Here is a 15,987-nt window from a genome sequence, read left to right as displayed (position 1 = left end):
AGCGACCGGCCAAAGTGGGTGCAGTTTATACGCCCTCGCTGCGATGAGCGACAAGAGCTTGTTGTGCCAGTGCCATCAGGCTTTATCAGCCTTACCCGCCGCTGCGGCAAATCGCGCCAGGCGCACATCCAGATGGCGCGGGCGCAGGCCACGGTCCTCGGCGCGCTCTTTGCGGCGGATGGCGTTGCGCACCATCAGCGAGCCCAGGTAACGGATCGGTTCTGGCGGGAACAAACCCAGCGGACCCTTGACCAGCGGCGAGCGGGTCCACGGGTTGTCCAGCCCCAACGCCAGAGACGACAAGATCTGCCCGCCCATATGGCAAGGCCCAACACCGCTGCCGGAGTAGCCAAAGCCATAAAACACGTTGCCTTGCCCGTCCAACCGGCCAAAGAACGGCAAGCCGGTCACCGAGCGATCCGACGGGCCATTCCAGCTGGCCGCCAGCGGCACCTGGGCCAGGGCCGGGAAGAACTCGCTGAGGCTTTCGCGCAGCATTGGCAGGTAAGGCGACGGCTGGTCGAACACCGGCAGCATGCGCCCGCCATAGGCGAAGGTATTGCCACCCTTGCCAAGCATCAGCCGGCCATCGCTGGTGTTGTGGTAGTAGTGCACGAAAATCCGCGAATCGAGCACGCTGATCCCGCTGTCCAGGCCAATGTCACGCAACAGTTCAGGACAGGGCTCGGTGATTACCATGTCGCTGGAAACAATCGCCACGCTGCGCTCGAATTGAGCAAATGCCCGGGCCATCCAGGCGTTCATGCCTAGCACTACCCGGTCGGCCTTGATCGTCCCGCCTTGAGTGCGCACTTGCACCGGTGCGCCGTGTTCCAGGCCAGTCATGGCAGTACCTTCATATATCCGCACACCACGCTGCAGCGCTACCCGGCGCAAGCCGCGCACCAACCGCCCCGGCTGAACGGTGGCGGCTGCCGGCGAGTACCAGCCCTCCAGGTGACGCGCCGAGCCAGCCAAGCGCTGCACCTGCTCCACTGCCAGGCGCTGGAACGAGTTGATGCCCTGCTGCGTCAGCGCAGCGATCACTGCATCGGTGCTGCCCATCTGCGCCTGGTTGCTGGCGGTGTAGAGAGTGCCGTCCATACGGAAGTCGCACTGGATGCCATTGGCCGCGCAATACTCGCCGATGGCGGCGATACTGCGCTCGGACTCCTGCACCAGGCGCACCGCCTCGGCCGTGCCGAACAACCGCTCCAGGGTGAAGTACTTGCCCGACCAGGACAGCGCGCAGCCGCCATTGCGACCACTGGCGCCGGCGCCGCAGATGTCGGCCTCGATCAGCAGCACATCCAGTTGCGGCGCCTGTTCCTTGAGCATCAGCGCAGTCCACAACCCGGTATAGCCACCGCCGACGATGCACACATCGCAACGCTGATCGCCTGTCAGCGGCGGACACAGCGTCTCGCTTTCCTGCTCCAGAGCCTGTTGCAGCCAGAACGGTCTCATCTACTCACTTTCCTTTAAGTACGCAGTGGCTTGATCGCCATGCTGGTATTGGGTGCCACATCGCTGGCCTGTTCGGCGCTGGCCGGGCGGCTGTTCCAGTGCGGCAGCAGGACCAGGGCGGAGAACAATGCACAACCGGCGAAGACAATGAACACCGTGACACTGTCGAAATACCCCGGCAGCAGACCGCCGAGCACCGCCCCGACCGAGCCGCAACCATTGACGAAACCTGCGGCGGTGGCGCCGGCCTTGGCGCTGCCAAAATCAATGGCGGCGGCGCCGCTGATCATCGAGTCCGGGCCATACAGGGTCAGGCCCATGACGAACAGCAAGGCCACCACCAACACCACGCTGCCGCTGGTCATCGCCGCCATGAATGCCGCCAGGGTGACAGTCAGCAGCAACAAGCTGATCACGCAGGCCGGCATGCGCCGGGCGCCGAACAGTTTGTCCGAGGCCAGGCCGATCATGATCGGCCCCAGCAACCCGGCCAGCTCAAAGGCGGTGGGAATGATCGCCGCACCGACCTTGCCCACCGACGGCATCTGTTCGAAGACGATCACCGGCCCCCAGAGCAAAATGGCGTAGCGCGCAGGCTTCAACAAAAAGTACGCAAGGCCCAGGGTCAGTACAGTGCGGTTGCGCAGGATCTCGCGCAGCGGCGCCCACACGCTGCACAGGTTCGAGCCCGGCGACATGCTTTGCGGCTCTGGCTCCACCGCAGGCAAGCCGACATCCTCAGGTTTGTTGCGCTGGAAGATGAAGAACAGCAGCGCCACTGCGGCCACCACTGCGGCACTGGAGAAGAACGCCGCATGCCAGCTGCCGACCAGGGTATACGCCCACCAACCGGCGAATGGCGAGGCCACCAGGCCGCCGAAGGCGTAGCACGAGCTCCACAGCCCGAGCACCCGGCCGCGCTGGGATGACGGGAAGAAACTACCGATGTTCTTGCACAACCCCGCCCAGCCGGTGGACTGCGCCAGGCCTTGGATCAGCATGCAGGTGGCGAAGATCGGGAAGGTCGCGTAGCTGCCCATCACCACCGCCGCCGCGGCGGAAATCAGCAGCCCGCCGAGCACTACCACGCGCGGGCCGAAACGGTCGGCGAGCATGCCCCAGGTGAACTGCCCCACCGCATAGGCGGCCAGGTAGATTGCGTCGAGGTTGGCCATGGCGGACTTGTCGAGCATGAAGCTTGGGTCTTCACCAATGCCAAGCTTGGCCACCGAAAAGGCCTTGCGGGTGAAGTAGAAGGCGGCGTAGGCCAGCCAGGTAATGGCGAAAATCTGGACACGCCAGCGTTTGATCGCCGCTAGGGATTGATTCATGTGAGTCTGACCTCTTGCTCAAGTGTGCCGGCAGAATGTGAAAAAACGCCTGTCTTGTTGTTGTGTTGCGCACTGCATGACGGTGGCCCGTCATGGGTCAGATGGCGCAGCAGTCTGGCGTGACCGCGTGCTGCCATGGCCGCTCAGGGCTGCTTGTGGCAGCGCCTTGGGGTTGAAGGGTATGGAAACAGGTGCTGACTGATAACGAAAATCGATTTATCGTATTTCACACATAAGCTCAGCTTGTTACTGGAGGCGGTATGTCGGTTTCCCAGGCTCAACTCAAGGCCTTTCATGCAGTCGCCGAGCACGGCAGCTTTACCCGCGCTGCGGAAAAACTGTTCCTGACCCAACCGGCGGTCTCCGATCAAGTGCGCAAACTGGAGGAGCGCTTCGGGGTGCTGTTGTTTCACCGCAACAAGCGTTCGGTGCAACTGACTGACCTGGGCGAGCGTTTGCTGGGCGTCACCCAACGGCTGTTCGCCTGCGAAGCCGAGGCGGTCGAGTTGCTGCAGGATTCCCGCGCCTTGCACACCGGCAGCCTGGTGCTGGCGGTGGATGCCCCTGTGCACGTGCTGCCGCAGATTGCTCGTTTCTGCCAGCGTTATCCGGGGATCCAGGTCAAGATCGAGACGGGCAACACCGACGAATCCCTGGCCCGCCTGTTCAGCTACCAGGCCGACCTCGCCCTGCTGGGGCGCGATGTCGACGACGAGCGCCTGTACTGCGTGCCGATGCGCCGCGACCCGATGGTGGCGTTTGTTTCGCACAACCATCCGTGGGCCAGCCGCGGCGCAATCAACCTGGCTGACCTGGATGACACGCCACTGGTGCTACGCGAACCCGGCTCAGTGACTCGCCAGACGCTGGAAGAGGAAATGCAGCGGGCTGGCTTGCGTATCCGCCCGGCGATCCAGGTAGAAGGCCGCGAGGCAGCGCGCGAGGCGGTGGTGGTGGGGATTGGCGTGGGTGTGGTTTCGGCGGCGGAGTTTGGCGCGGATGCACGGGTGTGCGCATTGCCGATCATTGATTGTCAGCGGCATCTGACGGAAACGCTGGTGTGCTTGAGTGAACAACGCACGCGGCGCGTAGTGGCGACTTTCCTGCAGATGGTTCAGGAAGATTTGTGATGCCCCCTCCGGCCCCTTCGCGGCAATTCGGCGCCCCGACAAGCCCGCGAAGAGGCGTGACTGACCCAACACTGCCCGCTGCCACAACACCAACCCCTGTGGCAGCAGGCTGGCCCGCAAACAGGCCATGACTGCCCCAACACAGCCCGTTGCCACAAACCAATCCCTGTGGCAGCGGGCTGGCCCGCGAAGAGGCCATGACTGACCCAGCACAGCCCGCTGCCACAACACCAACCCCTGTGGCAGCGGGCTGGCCCGCAAACAGGCCATGACTGACCCAGCACAGCCCGCTGCTACAACACCAATCCCTGTGGGAGCGGGCTTGCCCGCGAAGAGGCCGGTACAGGCGCTCTAGCAAACAGCCTATGCTAGCGTTCCACTCGCCAATCAAGACCCCATCCCATGCTCTATCGCTTAAGCGCCGACACCTTGGTCCTGCTGCATCTAGCCTTCATCCTGCTGGTGTTGTTCGGCGGCCTGCTGGTGCTCAAATGGCGCGCTGCCCTGCTGCTCCACCTGCCCGCCGTAGCCTGGGGCCTGGCCGTGGAATGCCTGCACCTGGAATGCCCGCTGACCGACTGGGAAAACCGCATGCGCGCCGCCGCAGGCGACGCCGGCTACCAAGGCGGCTTCATCGAGCACTACATCTGGCCACTGATCTACCCCGCCGGACTGACACCGCAAATCCAGATCGGCCTCGGCCTGATCGTCCTGCTGCTCAACCTGGGCGTGTACGGCTACGTCATCTGGCGCTGGCGCCGCTAGCGGGTAGCGACCACGAACATACGCGGGAATGCCAGCAGCACCTTGCCATCGGTCGCTGGCGGATAGTCCTTTTGCATGGCCTGTAGGTATAGCTGCAAGAAGTCCTTCTGTTCAGCCTCGTCCAACCGCGCCAGGTACGGACGCAAGGCCGAGCCCTTGAACCACTCCACCACCGCTTCTGCACCGCCTGCCAGCGGATGGTGATAGGTGGTGCGCCAGACATCCACCCGCGCGCACAGCGGGCTCAGCAAGTCGTAGTAAAAGCCCGCGTTGTGCCGCGGCGGCAGCGCGAAGTCGGCGAACTTGTCCGCCCACGGGCCACGGCTGGCGATCTCGCGCAGCTGGCGATGGGCCGGTTGGTCGAGGTTATCCGGGGTCTGCACGGCCAGGCTGCCGCCTTCGCTCAACTGCCGGATCAGGTGCGGATAGAGCGCGCCATGGTCTGGCACCCACTGCAGCGAGGCATTGGCAAGGATCAGTTCCTGGGGCTTGGAGGCAGTCCAACTGGCGATGTCGCCGATCTCGCAGCGCACGCGCGGCACGCCCAGGCGTGGGCGCTCCTTGGCCTTGGCGATCATGTCTGGATCACTGTCCAGCGCCAGGACCTGGGCATCGGGGTAGCGCTGCAACAACACTTCGGTGGAATTGCCCGGCCCGCAGCCCAAATCAGTGGCATGGTGAACCGAACAAGGAGGGACTGCGGCCAGCAAGTCGCGCACGGCGCGGGTACGTTCGTCTTCGAACAGGGAATATTGGTTGGCGGACCAGGCCATGGCGAACTCCTTAGGCGGACAATGCGTCTAGCATAAGCCATATACGCCCGCTTCGCGGGGCAGCCCACGTTAGCCCGGCCTCCTAGCCGACTGCGTGGGAGCGGGCTTGCCCCGCGATCAGGCCGGAACTGCCAGCGCCGCTCTCAGGTCAATGCTCAAAACCCAGGACCACCGCCCCCCATGATCAGCAAGCAACGCCTAGCCCTGCCCCTGGCCATCCTCGCCCTGATCGGCGCGGCCGCCCTGCTCGGCTCGCCATGGATGAACCAACCCTTCGAACTGGCTGACCTGCGTACCAGCAACGACCAGCAACTGACCCGCCAACTGGAAGACGGCAGCCTGTTGCACCTGGCGGCGGACAGCGCGGTAGACATCGAATTCGACCCGGTGCAACGCCGTCTGACACTGTTGCAAGGCAGCTTGTCACTGCACGTTTCTGCAACCGATAGCCGACCTTTCACGCTCATCACCGAGCACGGCATCCTCGCCACACAAAACGCTAACCTCAAGCTCGAGCGCGATGCCAAGCGTTCACACGTCACCCTGCTCGACGGAAGCGCCGAACTCGACAGCGCTGGCCAACGCCTGCACCTGAACGCCGGCCAGCAGCTGCGCTTTGACCAGGCAGGCCCTGAACACCCACACAATTAGCGTCCACAAACAAACGCGGCCGGCCCCTCGCGGGAACCGGCCGACGTCAACCAACGAGCCGCTTAGTGCTTGTTGGCGGTGCGCATCTGATGCACCACACCCATCGCCACCACCACCGCAGCGGCGATACCGGTGGAGATCACCAGGATCTGGTAGTCAGGCATGAACGCCATGGTCACCAAGGCGGCCACGATGAAGGCGATCACCAGGTAGGTCAGCCACGGGAACAGCCACATCTGCAGGCGGATCTCCTTGCCTTCGGCAATCAGCTTGCGGCGCATGCGCAGCTGCGAGAAGGCAATCACCAGGTACACCAGCAAGGCGATCATGCCGGTGGTGTTCATCAGCGTTTCCAGCACGTCTTTCGGACGCAGGGTTTCGCTGAAGTTGATCAGCGCACAGACGACCGCCACTGCGCACGAGCCAATGATGGCAAAGACCGGCACGCCGGTACCGGCGCGGGTGATCTTGAAGAACGACGGCGCATCGCCACGCTGGGCCAGCGAGAACAGCATGCGCGAGGCCGTGTAGTGACCGGAGATCAGGCAACTGCTCACCGAGGTCAGCACCACGAAGTTCATCAGCAGCTCAGCGTAAGGCACGCCCAGCAGCTCCAGGGTCCGGCGGTAGGCGCCATAACCCGACTCGCCCAGGTGCGGGTCGTTCCACGGTACCAGGCAGACGATCAGGAAGATCGAACCTACGTAGAACAGGCACACACGCCATACCACCGAGTTGGTGGCCTTGACGATCTGCCCGGCTGGGTCCTTGGACTCGGAGGCGGCGATGGTGACGATTTCCGCACCGAGGAAGGCGAACATCACCCCCAGCAACGCACCAATCACCGTGGTGATGCCATTGGGCATGAAGCCTTCGGCAGTCAAGTGGGTCATGCCGCGCACTTCACCGAACTGCCAGATGTTCAGCACTGCCGCGCCGCAGACGATCAAGAAGCAGACGATTGCGATCACCTTGATCAAGGCGAACCAGAACTCGAACTCACCGTAGTGCTTGACGTTGAAGAAGTTGACCGTGATCAGCACCAAGGTGGTGGCCAGGACGAACACGTTGACGCTCACACTTGGGAAGAAACCATGCAGGATCTTGCCCGCCACATAAGCTTCCCAGGCCATCAGGATGACCCAGTACCACCAATACAACCAGCCGATGGTGAAACCTGCCCAGCGACCAATGGCGCGGTCGGCGTAGGTCGAGAACGAGCCGGTGTCCGGCGAGGACGTCGCCATCTCGCCGAGCATGCGCATGATCAGCACCACCAGGATGCCGCCGGCCAGATAGGCCAGGACAGCGGCGGGACCGGCGCTGTGGATCACGCTGCCGGAGCCGACGAACAGTGCGCCGCCGATAACCCCGGCGATCGACATCATCGTCAGGTGGCGCGACTTGAGCGAAGCGTTGAGCTTGCTCTCCGGTGCCCCTTTGGCGGATGCGGTGGATGTGGATGTTGCGTCCATCAGTTGTGTACCCCGTGCTTCTTTTTATCCAAGGAAATCCGTGAAACCCCGATGGCTAGCGGTTTCACCTGTACATCAGTGCTAATGCGGGCAGGAGGTGTGCACACGGCACACGCAGGCCATCCATGGCGGCCTGCTTACGCGTTCGAGGGCTGGCCCCCGGACGAACTGAACCGGTTGATCACGCGTGCGCAAGCCGAACGGCGGCTAGACTCCAGCCCATTCGACTTGGCGAAAAGATGATGCGAGGCGGGCCTCGACGAAAAAGCAGCAAAATTATGATTGTTCATGACGCTGGTGTGCCTGCACTGCAAAAGGTGTCTGGCGATCTCAGACACCTAATGTAAAAATGTCGGACACAGAGAGCCATGCACAGTGGCATGAAAGTCGCACTGCACTGTACAGGCCGTCGATGCAATACACCCGCGACACCCTGCAGGCGCTTGGCGTTATGCAAACCTGAAGGCAGCCCAATGCTCGTACTACATCCAGACTCCTCCACCCCGCTGGTCAACCAGATCATCGACGGGTTACGCGAGCTGATCGACAACCAGACCCTCAAGCCCGGCGCCAAGGTCCCGTCTATCCGCGCCTTTGCCGCGACCTACTCGGTGAGCACCTTTACCGTGGTCGAAGCCTATGACCGTCTGGTCGCCCAAGGGCTGCTGGTCAGCCGCGGCAACGCGGGGTTCTTCGTCAATCGCGCAGCAGGCGAGTTGCTGGATAGTCAGAATCAGGGAGCCGACACCACTCGACCCTCGTTCAACTCCGAGTGGTACCTGCAACAGATCTTCGAAACCCGCCAATTGCCGTTCAAGCCCGGTTGCGGCTGGCTGCCCAACGACTGGATGTACGAAGACGGCCTGCGCCGCGGCATGCGCCAGGTCGCCGGCAGCCCCCTGGAGTTGTCCGGCTACGGCGACCCGATGGGCCTGCCGGAACTGCGCGCACTGACCGCGCAGAACCTGCAACAGGAACTGTCGATCGTCGCCAACCCGGCGCAACTGATGCTCACCCACGGCGCCAGCCAGGCGCTGGACCTGGCCGTGCGCACCCTGGTGCGCCCAGGTGACGTGGTGCTGGTGGACGATCCCGGCTACCCCAACCTGATGAGCATCCTGCGCTTTCAGGGCGCAACCCTGGTCGGCGTGCCGCGCACCCCGGCCGGCTACGACCTCGACCAGCTCGAACGGCTGCTGGCGCATCACCGCCCAACCGCCTTCTTCACCCAGCCGCACCTGCACAGCCCGACCTGCTCGCGCACCCCATTGCCACAGCTGCACCGCCTGTTGCAGTTGTCTTCCCAGCACGGTTTCCGTCTGGTGGAAAACAACTTGTACGCCGACATGGTCGCCGAACCGCAGCCCTGCCTGGCCAGCCTCGATCATCTGCAACAGGTGGTCTACGTGGGCAGTTACTCGAAAAGCATCTCGCCCAATGTACGGGTCGGCTACCTGGTCGCCAACCCCGAGCTGATGCAGCAGTTGCTGCACCTGAAGATGCGCTCGGGCCTGACCACCTCGCAGGTGATGGAGCGCGTGGTCTATGCCGCGATCATCGACGGACGCTGGCGCAAGCACCTCAAGCGCCTGCGCCAGCGCCTGGCCGAGGCGCACCAGGAAGTTGGCCGGCATCTGCACCGGCTTGGCTTCGAACTGTTCATCGAGTCCGATGAAGGCATGTACGTCTGGACTCGCCACCCGGCTCTGCCCGACAGCGCCGCGCTGCTGGACGATGCCCTGGAGCAAGGCATCATGCTCGGGCCTGGGCAGCTATTCATGGTCGATGCCCAGGCGACCGGCTGGATGCGCTTCAACGTGGCGTTCAGTACCGATCCGGCGATGTGGGAGTTGCTGGAGAAGGTGCTGGTCAAGCATGTGCGCAGGAGCGGTCTGTAGTTTTTCAGTGCTGGCCTCATCGCGGGACAAGCCCGCTCCTACAGGTCCTGCGCCGATTTCAGCAACGGCGCAAGGCATGCAGGAACAGGCTTGCCCCGCGATGAGACCGCCATTAGCAGCGCAAATTAGCGCCAATCTTGCTTGTCAGCGAAGAACGCCTGCGCATTCGCTTCCAGGCTCTCCAGGTGATAGCCCCCCTCCTGCACGATCAGGCACGGCAGCCGCAGCGCACGGATACGCTCGCCCAATGCGGCGAACCCTTCACGGGTCACGGCCACCTTGCTCTGCGGGTCGAGCTCATAGATGTCAAAGCCTAGCGACAGCACCAGCACCTCGGCAGCAAAGTCCTTCACGGCATCCAGGGCAATCTCCAGCTGGCTCATGAAGTCCGCTTCACTGGCCCCATGCGGCATCGGCAGGTTGAGGTTGTAGCCCTCCCCTGCACCGGCGCCGCGTTCATCGGCAAAGCCAGCCACGCCTGGGTAGAAGTTGGTGGGGTCGCCATGGGTGGAGACGTACAGCACATCATTGCGCGCGTAGAAGATCTCCTGAATACCTTGGCCGTGGTGCATGTCGGTATCGACAATCGCCACGCGGCTGTAGCGGCTACGCAGCACCTGCGCAGCGACGGCGGCGTTGTTCACGTAGCAGAAGCCGCCCGCGGCATCAAAGCGGGCGTGATGCCCCGGTGGACGGCACAGGGCATAGGCCGCTGGCTCGCCGTCGAGCAGGGCCTGGGCCGCTGCTACCGCGCTTTGCGCCGACCAGTAGGCCGAGCGCCAGGTGTGCTCGCCGACCGGGCAGCTGCCGTCGGCCAGATAACGGCCGGCCTGGGCGAGGATGCCGCGCAGGGCGTTGGGCTCGCGAACGAAGATGTTCGACATGACTTCATCGCCCCAATCCTCGGGCACCTCTTTCCAGCGCGCATGAGCTTCTTCAAGAAACGCCAGATAGGCCGTGCCATGCACCGCTTGCAACGGCGCCAGGCCGGCATCTGCAGGTTGGCGGATGTCGAAGCCCAGGTCCTTGGCTGCCTGCAACAGGCGCTGGGCGCGCTCGGGGACTTCCTGCGGGGTGCGCATGGCGCCGCGTGAGTAGTAGCTGCGCGGATGGTGCAGCAATTGCTCGGGATGGAAATAGCAGCGCATCAGAACTCTCCTGGTTCGACTTGACCGGCGCGGGCCAGCACGGCGTTGAGCAGTACATCGACGCCTTGGCGGGCATCGTCGGGCAATACATCTTCGGCTTCGTTGTGGCTCAAGCCGCCCACGCAAGGAATGAACACCATCGCCGTCGGGCAGTAACGGGCCAGCAGAATGGCGTCATGGCCTGCGCCGCTGACGATGGATTGTTGGGCATAGCCCAGACCATCGACCGCGTGCTGTACCGCTGCCACACAGGCGCCGTCGAACGGCGTGGCGGGGCTCACCCAGTGGCGCTCGATACGCACGTTCAGGCCGCGCTGTGCGGCGATGGCCTGTAGCTGCTGGCCAAGGCTGCGTTCCATGGCTTCGATGGCTTCATCGCGGTGATGACGCAAATCGACGGTGAACTTGACCACGCCAGGAATGGTGTTGCGCGAGGACTTGGCAATGGCCAGCTCACCGACTGTGGTCAGGCCTTCAGGGGCGAAGTCGGCCGCCAGTTGCTCGACCACCTGGATCATTCGTGCGGCGCCATAGAGGGCATCCTTGCGCAGCTTCATCGGCGTGGTGCCGGCATGTGCGGCCATGCCCTCGACGGTGACATCGAGCCAACGAATGGCCTGGCCGCCGCTGACCACGCCGATGCTCTTGGCGTTGTCTTCAAGGATCGGCCCCTGTTCGATATGCGCCTCGAAATAGGCATCGACCGCGCCGCCCAGCGGGCGTTGGCCGGCGTAGCCGGTGCGCTGCAGTTCGTCGGCGACGCTGATGCCATTGGCATCGCGAATGGCCAGGGCTTGCTCCAGCGCCAGGGTGCCGGTGAACACCGCCGAGCCGAACATCGCCGGGGTGAAGCGCGCGCCTTCCTCGTTGGTCCAGACCGCGATCTCCAAGGGCTTATGGGTGCGGATGCCGAGGTCATTGAGGCGGCGCACCACCTCAAGCCCGGCCAGCACACCGTAGACGCCATCGAAGCGGCCGCCTTCAGGTTGGGTATCCAGGTGGCTGCCCATCATCACCGGCGCGGCCTCGGGGTCGCTACCGGCGCGGCGGGCGAACAGGTTGCCGATGGCGTCCACCGACAGGCTCAGGCCCGCCTCGCGGCACCAGGCCTGGAACAGTTCACGGCCGGCTTTGTCTTCGTCGCTCAAGGCCAGGCGGCAACTACCACCACGGGCGGTGGCGCCGACTTCGGCCATGGCCATCAGGCTCGCCCACAGGCGCTCGCCGTTGCTTTTCAACATGTGCGGTTACTCCAGCAATCCAGGGGGTGGGTCAGGCCAGCTCAAGCTGCTGGCTGCGGCTGTACTGGCGGGCAAGGGCCAGCACACAGACCAGGGAAATTGTCGCGATCAGGGTGTAGAACACCGCCATCGGCCACCACTGGCCGGTGAAGCTGTGCGCCAGCCAAGTGCCGATCAGCGGGGTCAGGCCACCGGCGATAGCGCCGCAGACCTGATAAGCCATGGAGATCGCGGTGTAGCGCACGCGAGTCTCGAACATGCCACTGACGTAGCCGGCAATCACTGCGTAGAACGAGGCCATGCACGCCGCCGCCAAGGCGATACCGAGCACGATCAACGGCCCCTGGCCGGTGCTGACCAGCACGAACATCGGATACGGCGAGGCCATCGCCAGCAAGGCGACCAGGGCCAGGAATCGGGTAGCGCCGATCTTCTCCGACAGCCACGCTGCCAGCGGCTGGACACAGAACTGGATGACCGCAACGAAGAACAGGCATTCCAGGATCAGCGAGCGCTCCAGGTGCAGTTGCTGGGTGGTGTAGCTGATCATGAAGGTGTTGGTGAAATACACCCCGGCAATCCCCAGGGTATTGGCGCCGATGCACAGCAGCAGCGGCCGCCACGCGGTACGCAGCACTTCCAGCACCGGCGCCTGCTCCTTGCGGCGCGACTTCTCGGCCTGTTCGCGGCTGGCGAGAAACTCTGGCGACTCGTTCACGCCCAGGCGGATCGCCAGGCCAACCAGCAACAGCAAGGCACTGGCCAGGAACGGCACGCGCCAGCCCCAACTCATGAGCTCTTCTTCGGGCAAGCGGGTGACCGCGCCAAACGCCAGCAGCGAGAGGATCAAGCCCGCCGGGCTGCCCAGTTGGGCGAACGAGGCGAAGAACGTACGCCGGCCCTTGGGCGCATGCTCGCCGGCCATCAGCACTGCACCGCCCCACTCGCCCCCAACGGCGATGCCTTGGATCACCCGCAGCACAATCAGCAGCACGGGTGCGGCGGCGCCGATTTGTGCGTAGGTCGGCAACAGGCCGATGCCCACGGTGACCACGCCCATCATCAGCAGGGTAATGACCAGGGATTTCTTGCGGCCGATGCGGTCGCCGATATGGCCGAAGACGATACCGCCCAAGGGTCTGGCGAAGAAGCCCACGGCAAAGGTGCCAAAGGCGGCCATGGTGCTGAACAGGCTGTTGTCGGAGGGGAAGAACAAGGCGCCGAAAACCAATGCGGCGGCGGTGGCGTAGATGTAGAAGTCGTACCACTCGATCATGGTGCCGATAAACGCGGCGGCCGCGGCCCGGCGCGGTTGGGGCGAAGCGGAAGGCTTCATGGGTCAGGCTCCTTTGCTTGTTTTTTTGGCAGGAGTAAGGGGTCACGGGGCGCTCTGGGGGCGCTTGGGTTGCGTCAGTGAGATCGGCGGTGAATTGGTCGCGGGCAAGCCCGCTCCCACAGGTTGCGTAGCGCTGCTGCTCCCTGTGGGAGCGGGCTTGCCCGCGAAAAATTCACCACCGTTCCAAGGCTGTTGCGCAATGTTTCCTTGAAGTGATTTTTCGGCCGAGGGCTATGATTAGTCAATTTTCTATTTATTATTCGAACTATAACGACCATTTATTATCGCGAGCCCGCCATGTCTGACCGCCTGCTCAACGATCGCCTCGACTGGAACCTGCTGCGCACCTTCCGGGTGATCGGCCAGGAGCTGTCCATCAGCCGCGCCGCCGCGCGCCTGCACTTGACCCAGCCGGCCGTCAGCCAAGCGCTCAAGCGCCTTGAAGAGCAGCTCGGTCGCCAGCTGATCGCCCGCCGCGGGCCGCGCTTCGTGCTGACGGAAATGGGCGAGCAGCTGTTCCAGTTGGCTGGCGAGGTGTATGGGCAGATGTCGCAGATCGGCGGCCTGCTCGAGCAGCCGGCCGATGAGTTGGTCGGCAAAGTGCGGCTATTGATGATCAGCCGGATCTGCTCGGAGCGCTTCGACGATTTTCTCGCAGGCTTTCATCGCCAGCATCCACGGGTGGACCTGGAGATCGACGTGATGCGCAGCTCAGACATCGTCGCCGCCCTGCAAGAGAAAACCGCCACCGCAGGCTTGAGCCTCAATCGCCGGCCGCAACCACGCCTGGAGCAGCGCTTGTTCCTGCGGCAGCGCTATGCCTTTTTCTGCGGCAAGCACCATGGTTTGTTCGGCAAGCTGGAAGGCGATCTGCAGCGGGAGAATTTCGTCAGTTTCACCAGCGACCAGATTGGCGGCATGCTCTCGCCGTTGACCATTTTTCGTGATCAGCAGGGGTTCAGCGGACGCATCGTGGCGTCATCGCCGAGCCTTGAGGAAGTGCGCCGGCTGGTGATCGCCGGGTTTGGCATTGGCTGTTTGCCCGAACACGTGGTGGCGCCTGATGTGCAGGCTGGATTGCTCTGGCGATTACCGCCGCATGAAGGGATTGCGGATGTCGATATTCACCTGCTGTGGAATCGTGAGCAGCGTTTGAGTCGGGCGGAGCGGGTGTTTATCGAGGCGTTGCAGGAGTGCCTGGGGGTGCAGTGATGCCTTCAGCTTCTGGGGCCGCTGTGCGGCCCCAAAAATCCAAAGCGTTACACGGTGGCGTCCAACCCCATCTGCCAGAAATCTGCCTCCAGCTTCGACGCCTGGCCAAAGATCGCCGCCAACTCGACAAAGCGCTGCTCGGTCATGCTCCGCGCCGCCAGTTCATCCAGATGCTTGCGCGCCGCAGCCGCCACCCCTTGGTAAGCCTCCCCGGCATACTCGCCGATCCATTCGCGATAGGGATGATCACGCAAATCGCCAATCTGCGCGGCCAACGCCCGGCCAATCTCTGCATAGCCGATCACACAAGGCGCCAGCGCCGCGTGCAATTCCAGCAGGTCACCTGCCGCACCACAATCGAGTACATAGCGGGTATAGGCCACTGTCGCCTGATGCTCAGGCGCGGCCTCGATATCGGCCTTGGACAATCCCCAGCGCGCGCAAAGGCGCAGGTGCAGCTCGGTCTCATCGAGGATCGCCGCCAGCCCCGCCTGGGCCGCACGGATGTCGCTTGGCAAACGGCTTTTGTACGCAGCCAGGGCCCAGGCGCGGGCAAACTGGATGAGGAACAGGTAATCCTGCACCAGGTAAGTACGGAAGGCCTCCTCGCTCAGGCTGCCCTCACCCATCTGCCGCACGAACGGGTGATCGACATAGCTGGACCATTGGGCCGCGCACGCGCCCTTGAGGCGGTCGAAGATATCCATGCTCACGCCTCCCCTGGGTAGATGGCATCGAAGAAGGCCAGTTCCAGTTCCACCGTGCGCAGGTAGAAGTCGCTGCTCAGTGCCGCCTGCTGTGGCCCGACCCGATCCAGCTCTGCTTGCAGGAAGGCGACGAAGTCGCGGAAGAACGGGTTGTCATGCAGGGTGATCCACTCGGCGTGAACAAAGTTGGCCGGCAACGGTTGCGGTGCCTTGGTCGCCCAGTCCAGGTACAGGCCCTCGGCGACATTGAGTACCGCCAGGGCGGCGGCATACGAACGGGTGGCCGCCGCTTCGCGCATGATCGCCTTGAAGCCTGCGGTCGGTAGGGTGTCGGCAGGCTCGTCGCGCTGCGCCGGGCTGACGTCCAGGGCTTGGAAAGCGCGCAGGAAGTAGGTGTTCTCGTCGCTACTGATCATGCCGGCGAAGCGCCCCAGGCGCAGGCGTGCCTCGAAGGTGTCGGCCGTGGCGATGGCGGCGCCCAGCAGGGTCAGGAAGCTATCGAGAAAGCGGTGATCCTGGACCAGGTAGCGGACCATGACAGGGTCCGCCACGCTGCCGTCGCACAGCGCTTTGACGAAGCGGTGGCCGACCGCCGCAGACCAGGTCGGCTCGCTTTGGCGGCGCAGGGTTTGGGTGAAGCGTTCGGTCATGGTGCTGTCCTCTGTAGGGTGACAGCGAGACCGTGGCGGTGTGGCATGAAGCGGCCTCGCAGTGAGGCCGGCAAAAAGGCAGGTCGGCAGTCCCATCCCTTCGCCGGCATGATCCGGATCAGGTTCGAAGGGTCACCGCGCTGGTGATCTCAGCGGTTTCTCAGCCCGTTGCCGGGCTCCCCTTGGTGGCGACTAGGTATACA

The 15,987-nt window shown here is 63.6% G+C and carries 14 protein-coding genes and 1 riboswitch; of the genes, 5 read left to right on the top strand and 9 right to left on the bottom strand.

Going from position 1 to position 15,987, the window contains the following annotated elements; genetic code table 11:
• Positions 1-75: 75 nt before the first annotated feature.
• Positions 76-1,467 (bottom strand): FAD-dependent oxidoreductase, encoded by a 1,392-nt coding sequence (locus OIU19_RS17135; protein ID WP_264236008.1) that lies wholly within the window; start codon positions 1,465-1,467, stop codon positions 76-78.
• Between the two features lie 14 nt (positions 1,468-1,481).
• The gene (locus OIU19_RS17130; protein ID WP_264236006.1) at positions 1,482-2,798 is read right to left on the bottom strand and encodes an MFS transporter; all 1,317 of its coding nucleotides are present in this window, start codon (positions 2,796-2,798) and stop codon (positions 1,482-1,484) included.
• Positions 2,799-3,058: 260 nt separating this feature from the next.
• Between OIU19_RS17130 and OIU19_RS17125 the strand changes: the two genes are divergently transcribed.
• Both OIU19_RS17125 and OIU19_RS17120 read left to right on the top strand, forming a co-directional pair.
• The gene (locus OIU19_RS17125) at positions 3,059-3,928 is read left to right on the top strand and encodes a LysR substrate-binding domain-containing protein (protein ID WP_186553579.1); all 870 of its coding nucleotides are present in this window, start codon (positions 3,059-3,061) and stop codon (positions 3,926-3,928) included.
• A 402-nt stretch (positions 3,929-4,330) separates the two neighbouring features.
• Positions 4,331-4,693: a DUF2784 domain-containing protein gene (locus OIU19_RS17120; protein WP_264236005.1), complete on the top strand. Its 363-nt coding sequence runs from the start codon at positions 4,331-4,333 to the stop codon at positions 4,691-4,693.
• Here OIU19_RS17120 and tam read toward each other — a convergent pair.
• Entirely contained in the window at positions 4,690-5,466 is a 777-nt protein-coding gene (tam, locus tag OIU19_RS17115) for a trans-aconitate 2-methyltransferase (protein WP_264236004.1), read from the bottom strand. The two genes, OIU19_RS17120 and tam, sit on opposite strands and share 4 nt — an antisense overlap.
• A 180-nt stretch (positions 5,467-5,646) precedes the next feature.
• On the opposite strand from tam, the gene OIU19_RS17110 reads away from it, so the two are divergent.
• Complete coding sequence (locus OIU19_RS17110; protein ID WP_264236003.1) at positions 5,647-6,117, top strand: FecR domain-containing protein; 471 nt, start codon at positions 5,647-5,649, stop codon at positions 6,115-6,117.
• Between the two features lie 62 nt (positions 6,118-6,179).
• Here the strand turns inward: OIU19_RS17110 and OIU19_RS17105 are convergent, their stop codons facing one another.
• Entirely contained in the window at positions 6,180-7,592 is a 1,413-nt protein-coding gene (locus OIU19_RS17105) for an amino acid permease (RefSeq protein ID WP_264236002.1), read from the bottom strand.
• Positions 7,593-8,065: 473 nt separating this feature from the next.
• Between OIU19_RS17105 and OIU19_RS17100 the strand changes: the two genes are divergently transcribed.
• Positions 8,066-9,490 (top strand): PLP-dependent aminotransferase family protein, encoded by a 1,425-nt coding sequence (locus OIU19_RS17100; RefSeq protein WP_264236001.1) that lies wholly within the window; start codon positions 8,066-8,068, stop codon positions 9,488-9,490.
• A gap of 125 nt (positions 9,491-9,615) precedes the next feature.
• On the opposite strand, the gene OIU19_RS17095 is transcribed toward OIU19_RS17100, so the two are convergent.
• The 3 genes from OIU19_RS17095 to OIU19_RS17085 are packed head-to-tail and all read right to left on the bottom strand — an operon-like array spanning position 9,616 to position 13,215.
• On the bottom strand, positions 9,616-10,638 hold the full coding sequence (locus OIU19_RS17095; RefSeq protein ID WP_186553587.1) for a histone deacetylase family protein: 1,023 nt from the start codon (positions 10,636-10,638) through the stop codon (positions 9,616-9,618).
• Positions 10,638-11,879, bottom strand: coding sequence for a Zn-dependent hydrolase (locus tag OIU19_RS17090; protein ID WP_264236000.1), 1,242 nt, complete (start codon positions 11,877-11,879; stop codon positions 10,638-10,640). The genes OIU19_RS17095 and OIU19_RS17090 overlap by 1 nt, the downstream gene beginning before the upstream one ends.
• Positions 11,880-11,910: 31 nt before the next feature.
• Positions 11,911-13,215 carry an MFS transporter gene (locus tag OIU19_RS17085; RefSeq protein WP_186553589.1) on the bottom strand — a complete coding sequence of 435 codons (1,305 nt, stop codon included), beginning with the start codon at positions 13,213-13,215 and terminating at the stop codon, positions 11,911-11,913.
• Between the two features lie 297 nt (positions 13,216-13,512).
• On the opposite strand from OIU19_RS17085, the gene OIU19_RS17080 reads away from it, so the two are divergent.
• A complete protein-coding gene (locus OIU19_RS17080; RefSeq protein WP_264235999.1) occupies positions 13,513-14,427 on the top strand; it encodes a LysR family transcriptional regulator in 915 nt (304 codons plus the stop codon).
• Between the two features lie 47 nt (positions 14,428-14,474).
• Here OIU19_RS17080 and tenA read toward each other — a convergent pair whose 3' ends face one another.
• Together tenA and OIU19_RS17070 are read right to left on the bottom strand one after the other, a co-directional pair.
• Positions 14,475-15,134, bottom strand: a complete 660-nt coding sequence (gene tenA, locus OIU19_RS17075; RefSeq protein ID WP_264235998.1) for a thiaminase II — start codon at positions 15,132-15,134, stop codon at positions 14,475-14,477.
• Between the two features lie 2 nt (positions 15,135-15,136).
• A complete protein-coding gene (locus OIU19_RS17070; protein WP_264235997.1) occupies positions 15,137-15,784 on the bottom strand; it encodes a TenA family protein in 648 nt (215 codons plus the stop codon).
• A 78-nt stretch (positions 15,785-15,862) separates the two neighbouring features.
• Positions 15,863-15,977, bottom strand: a riboswitch (TPP riboswitch).
• Positions 15,978-15,987: the final 10 nt, after the last annotated feature.

Origin of the sequence: Pseudomonas sp. BT-42-2 (assembly GCF_025847435.2) — a bacterium.
GTDB lineage: Bacteria > Pseudomonadota > Gammaproteobacteria > Pseudomonadales > Pseudomonadaceae > Aquipseudomonas > Aquipseudomonas urmiensis.
Note: the sequence above shows the minus strand (reverse complement) of the source record. Positions and strands in the feature narration are given on the sequence as shown.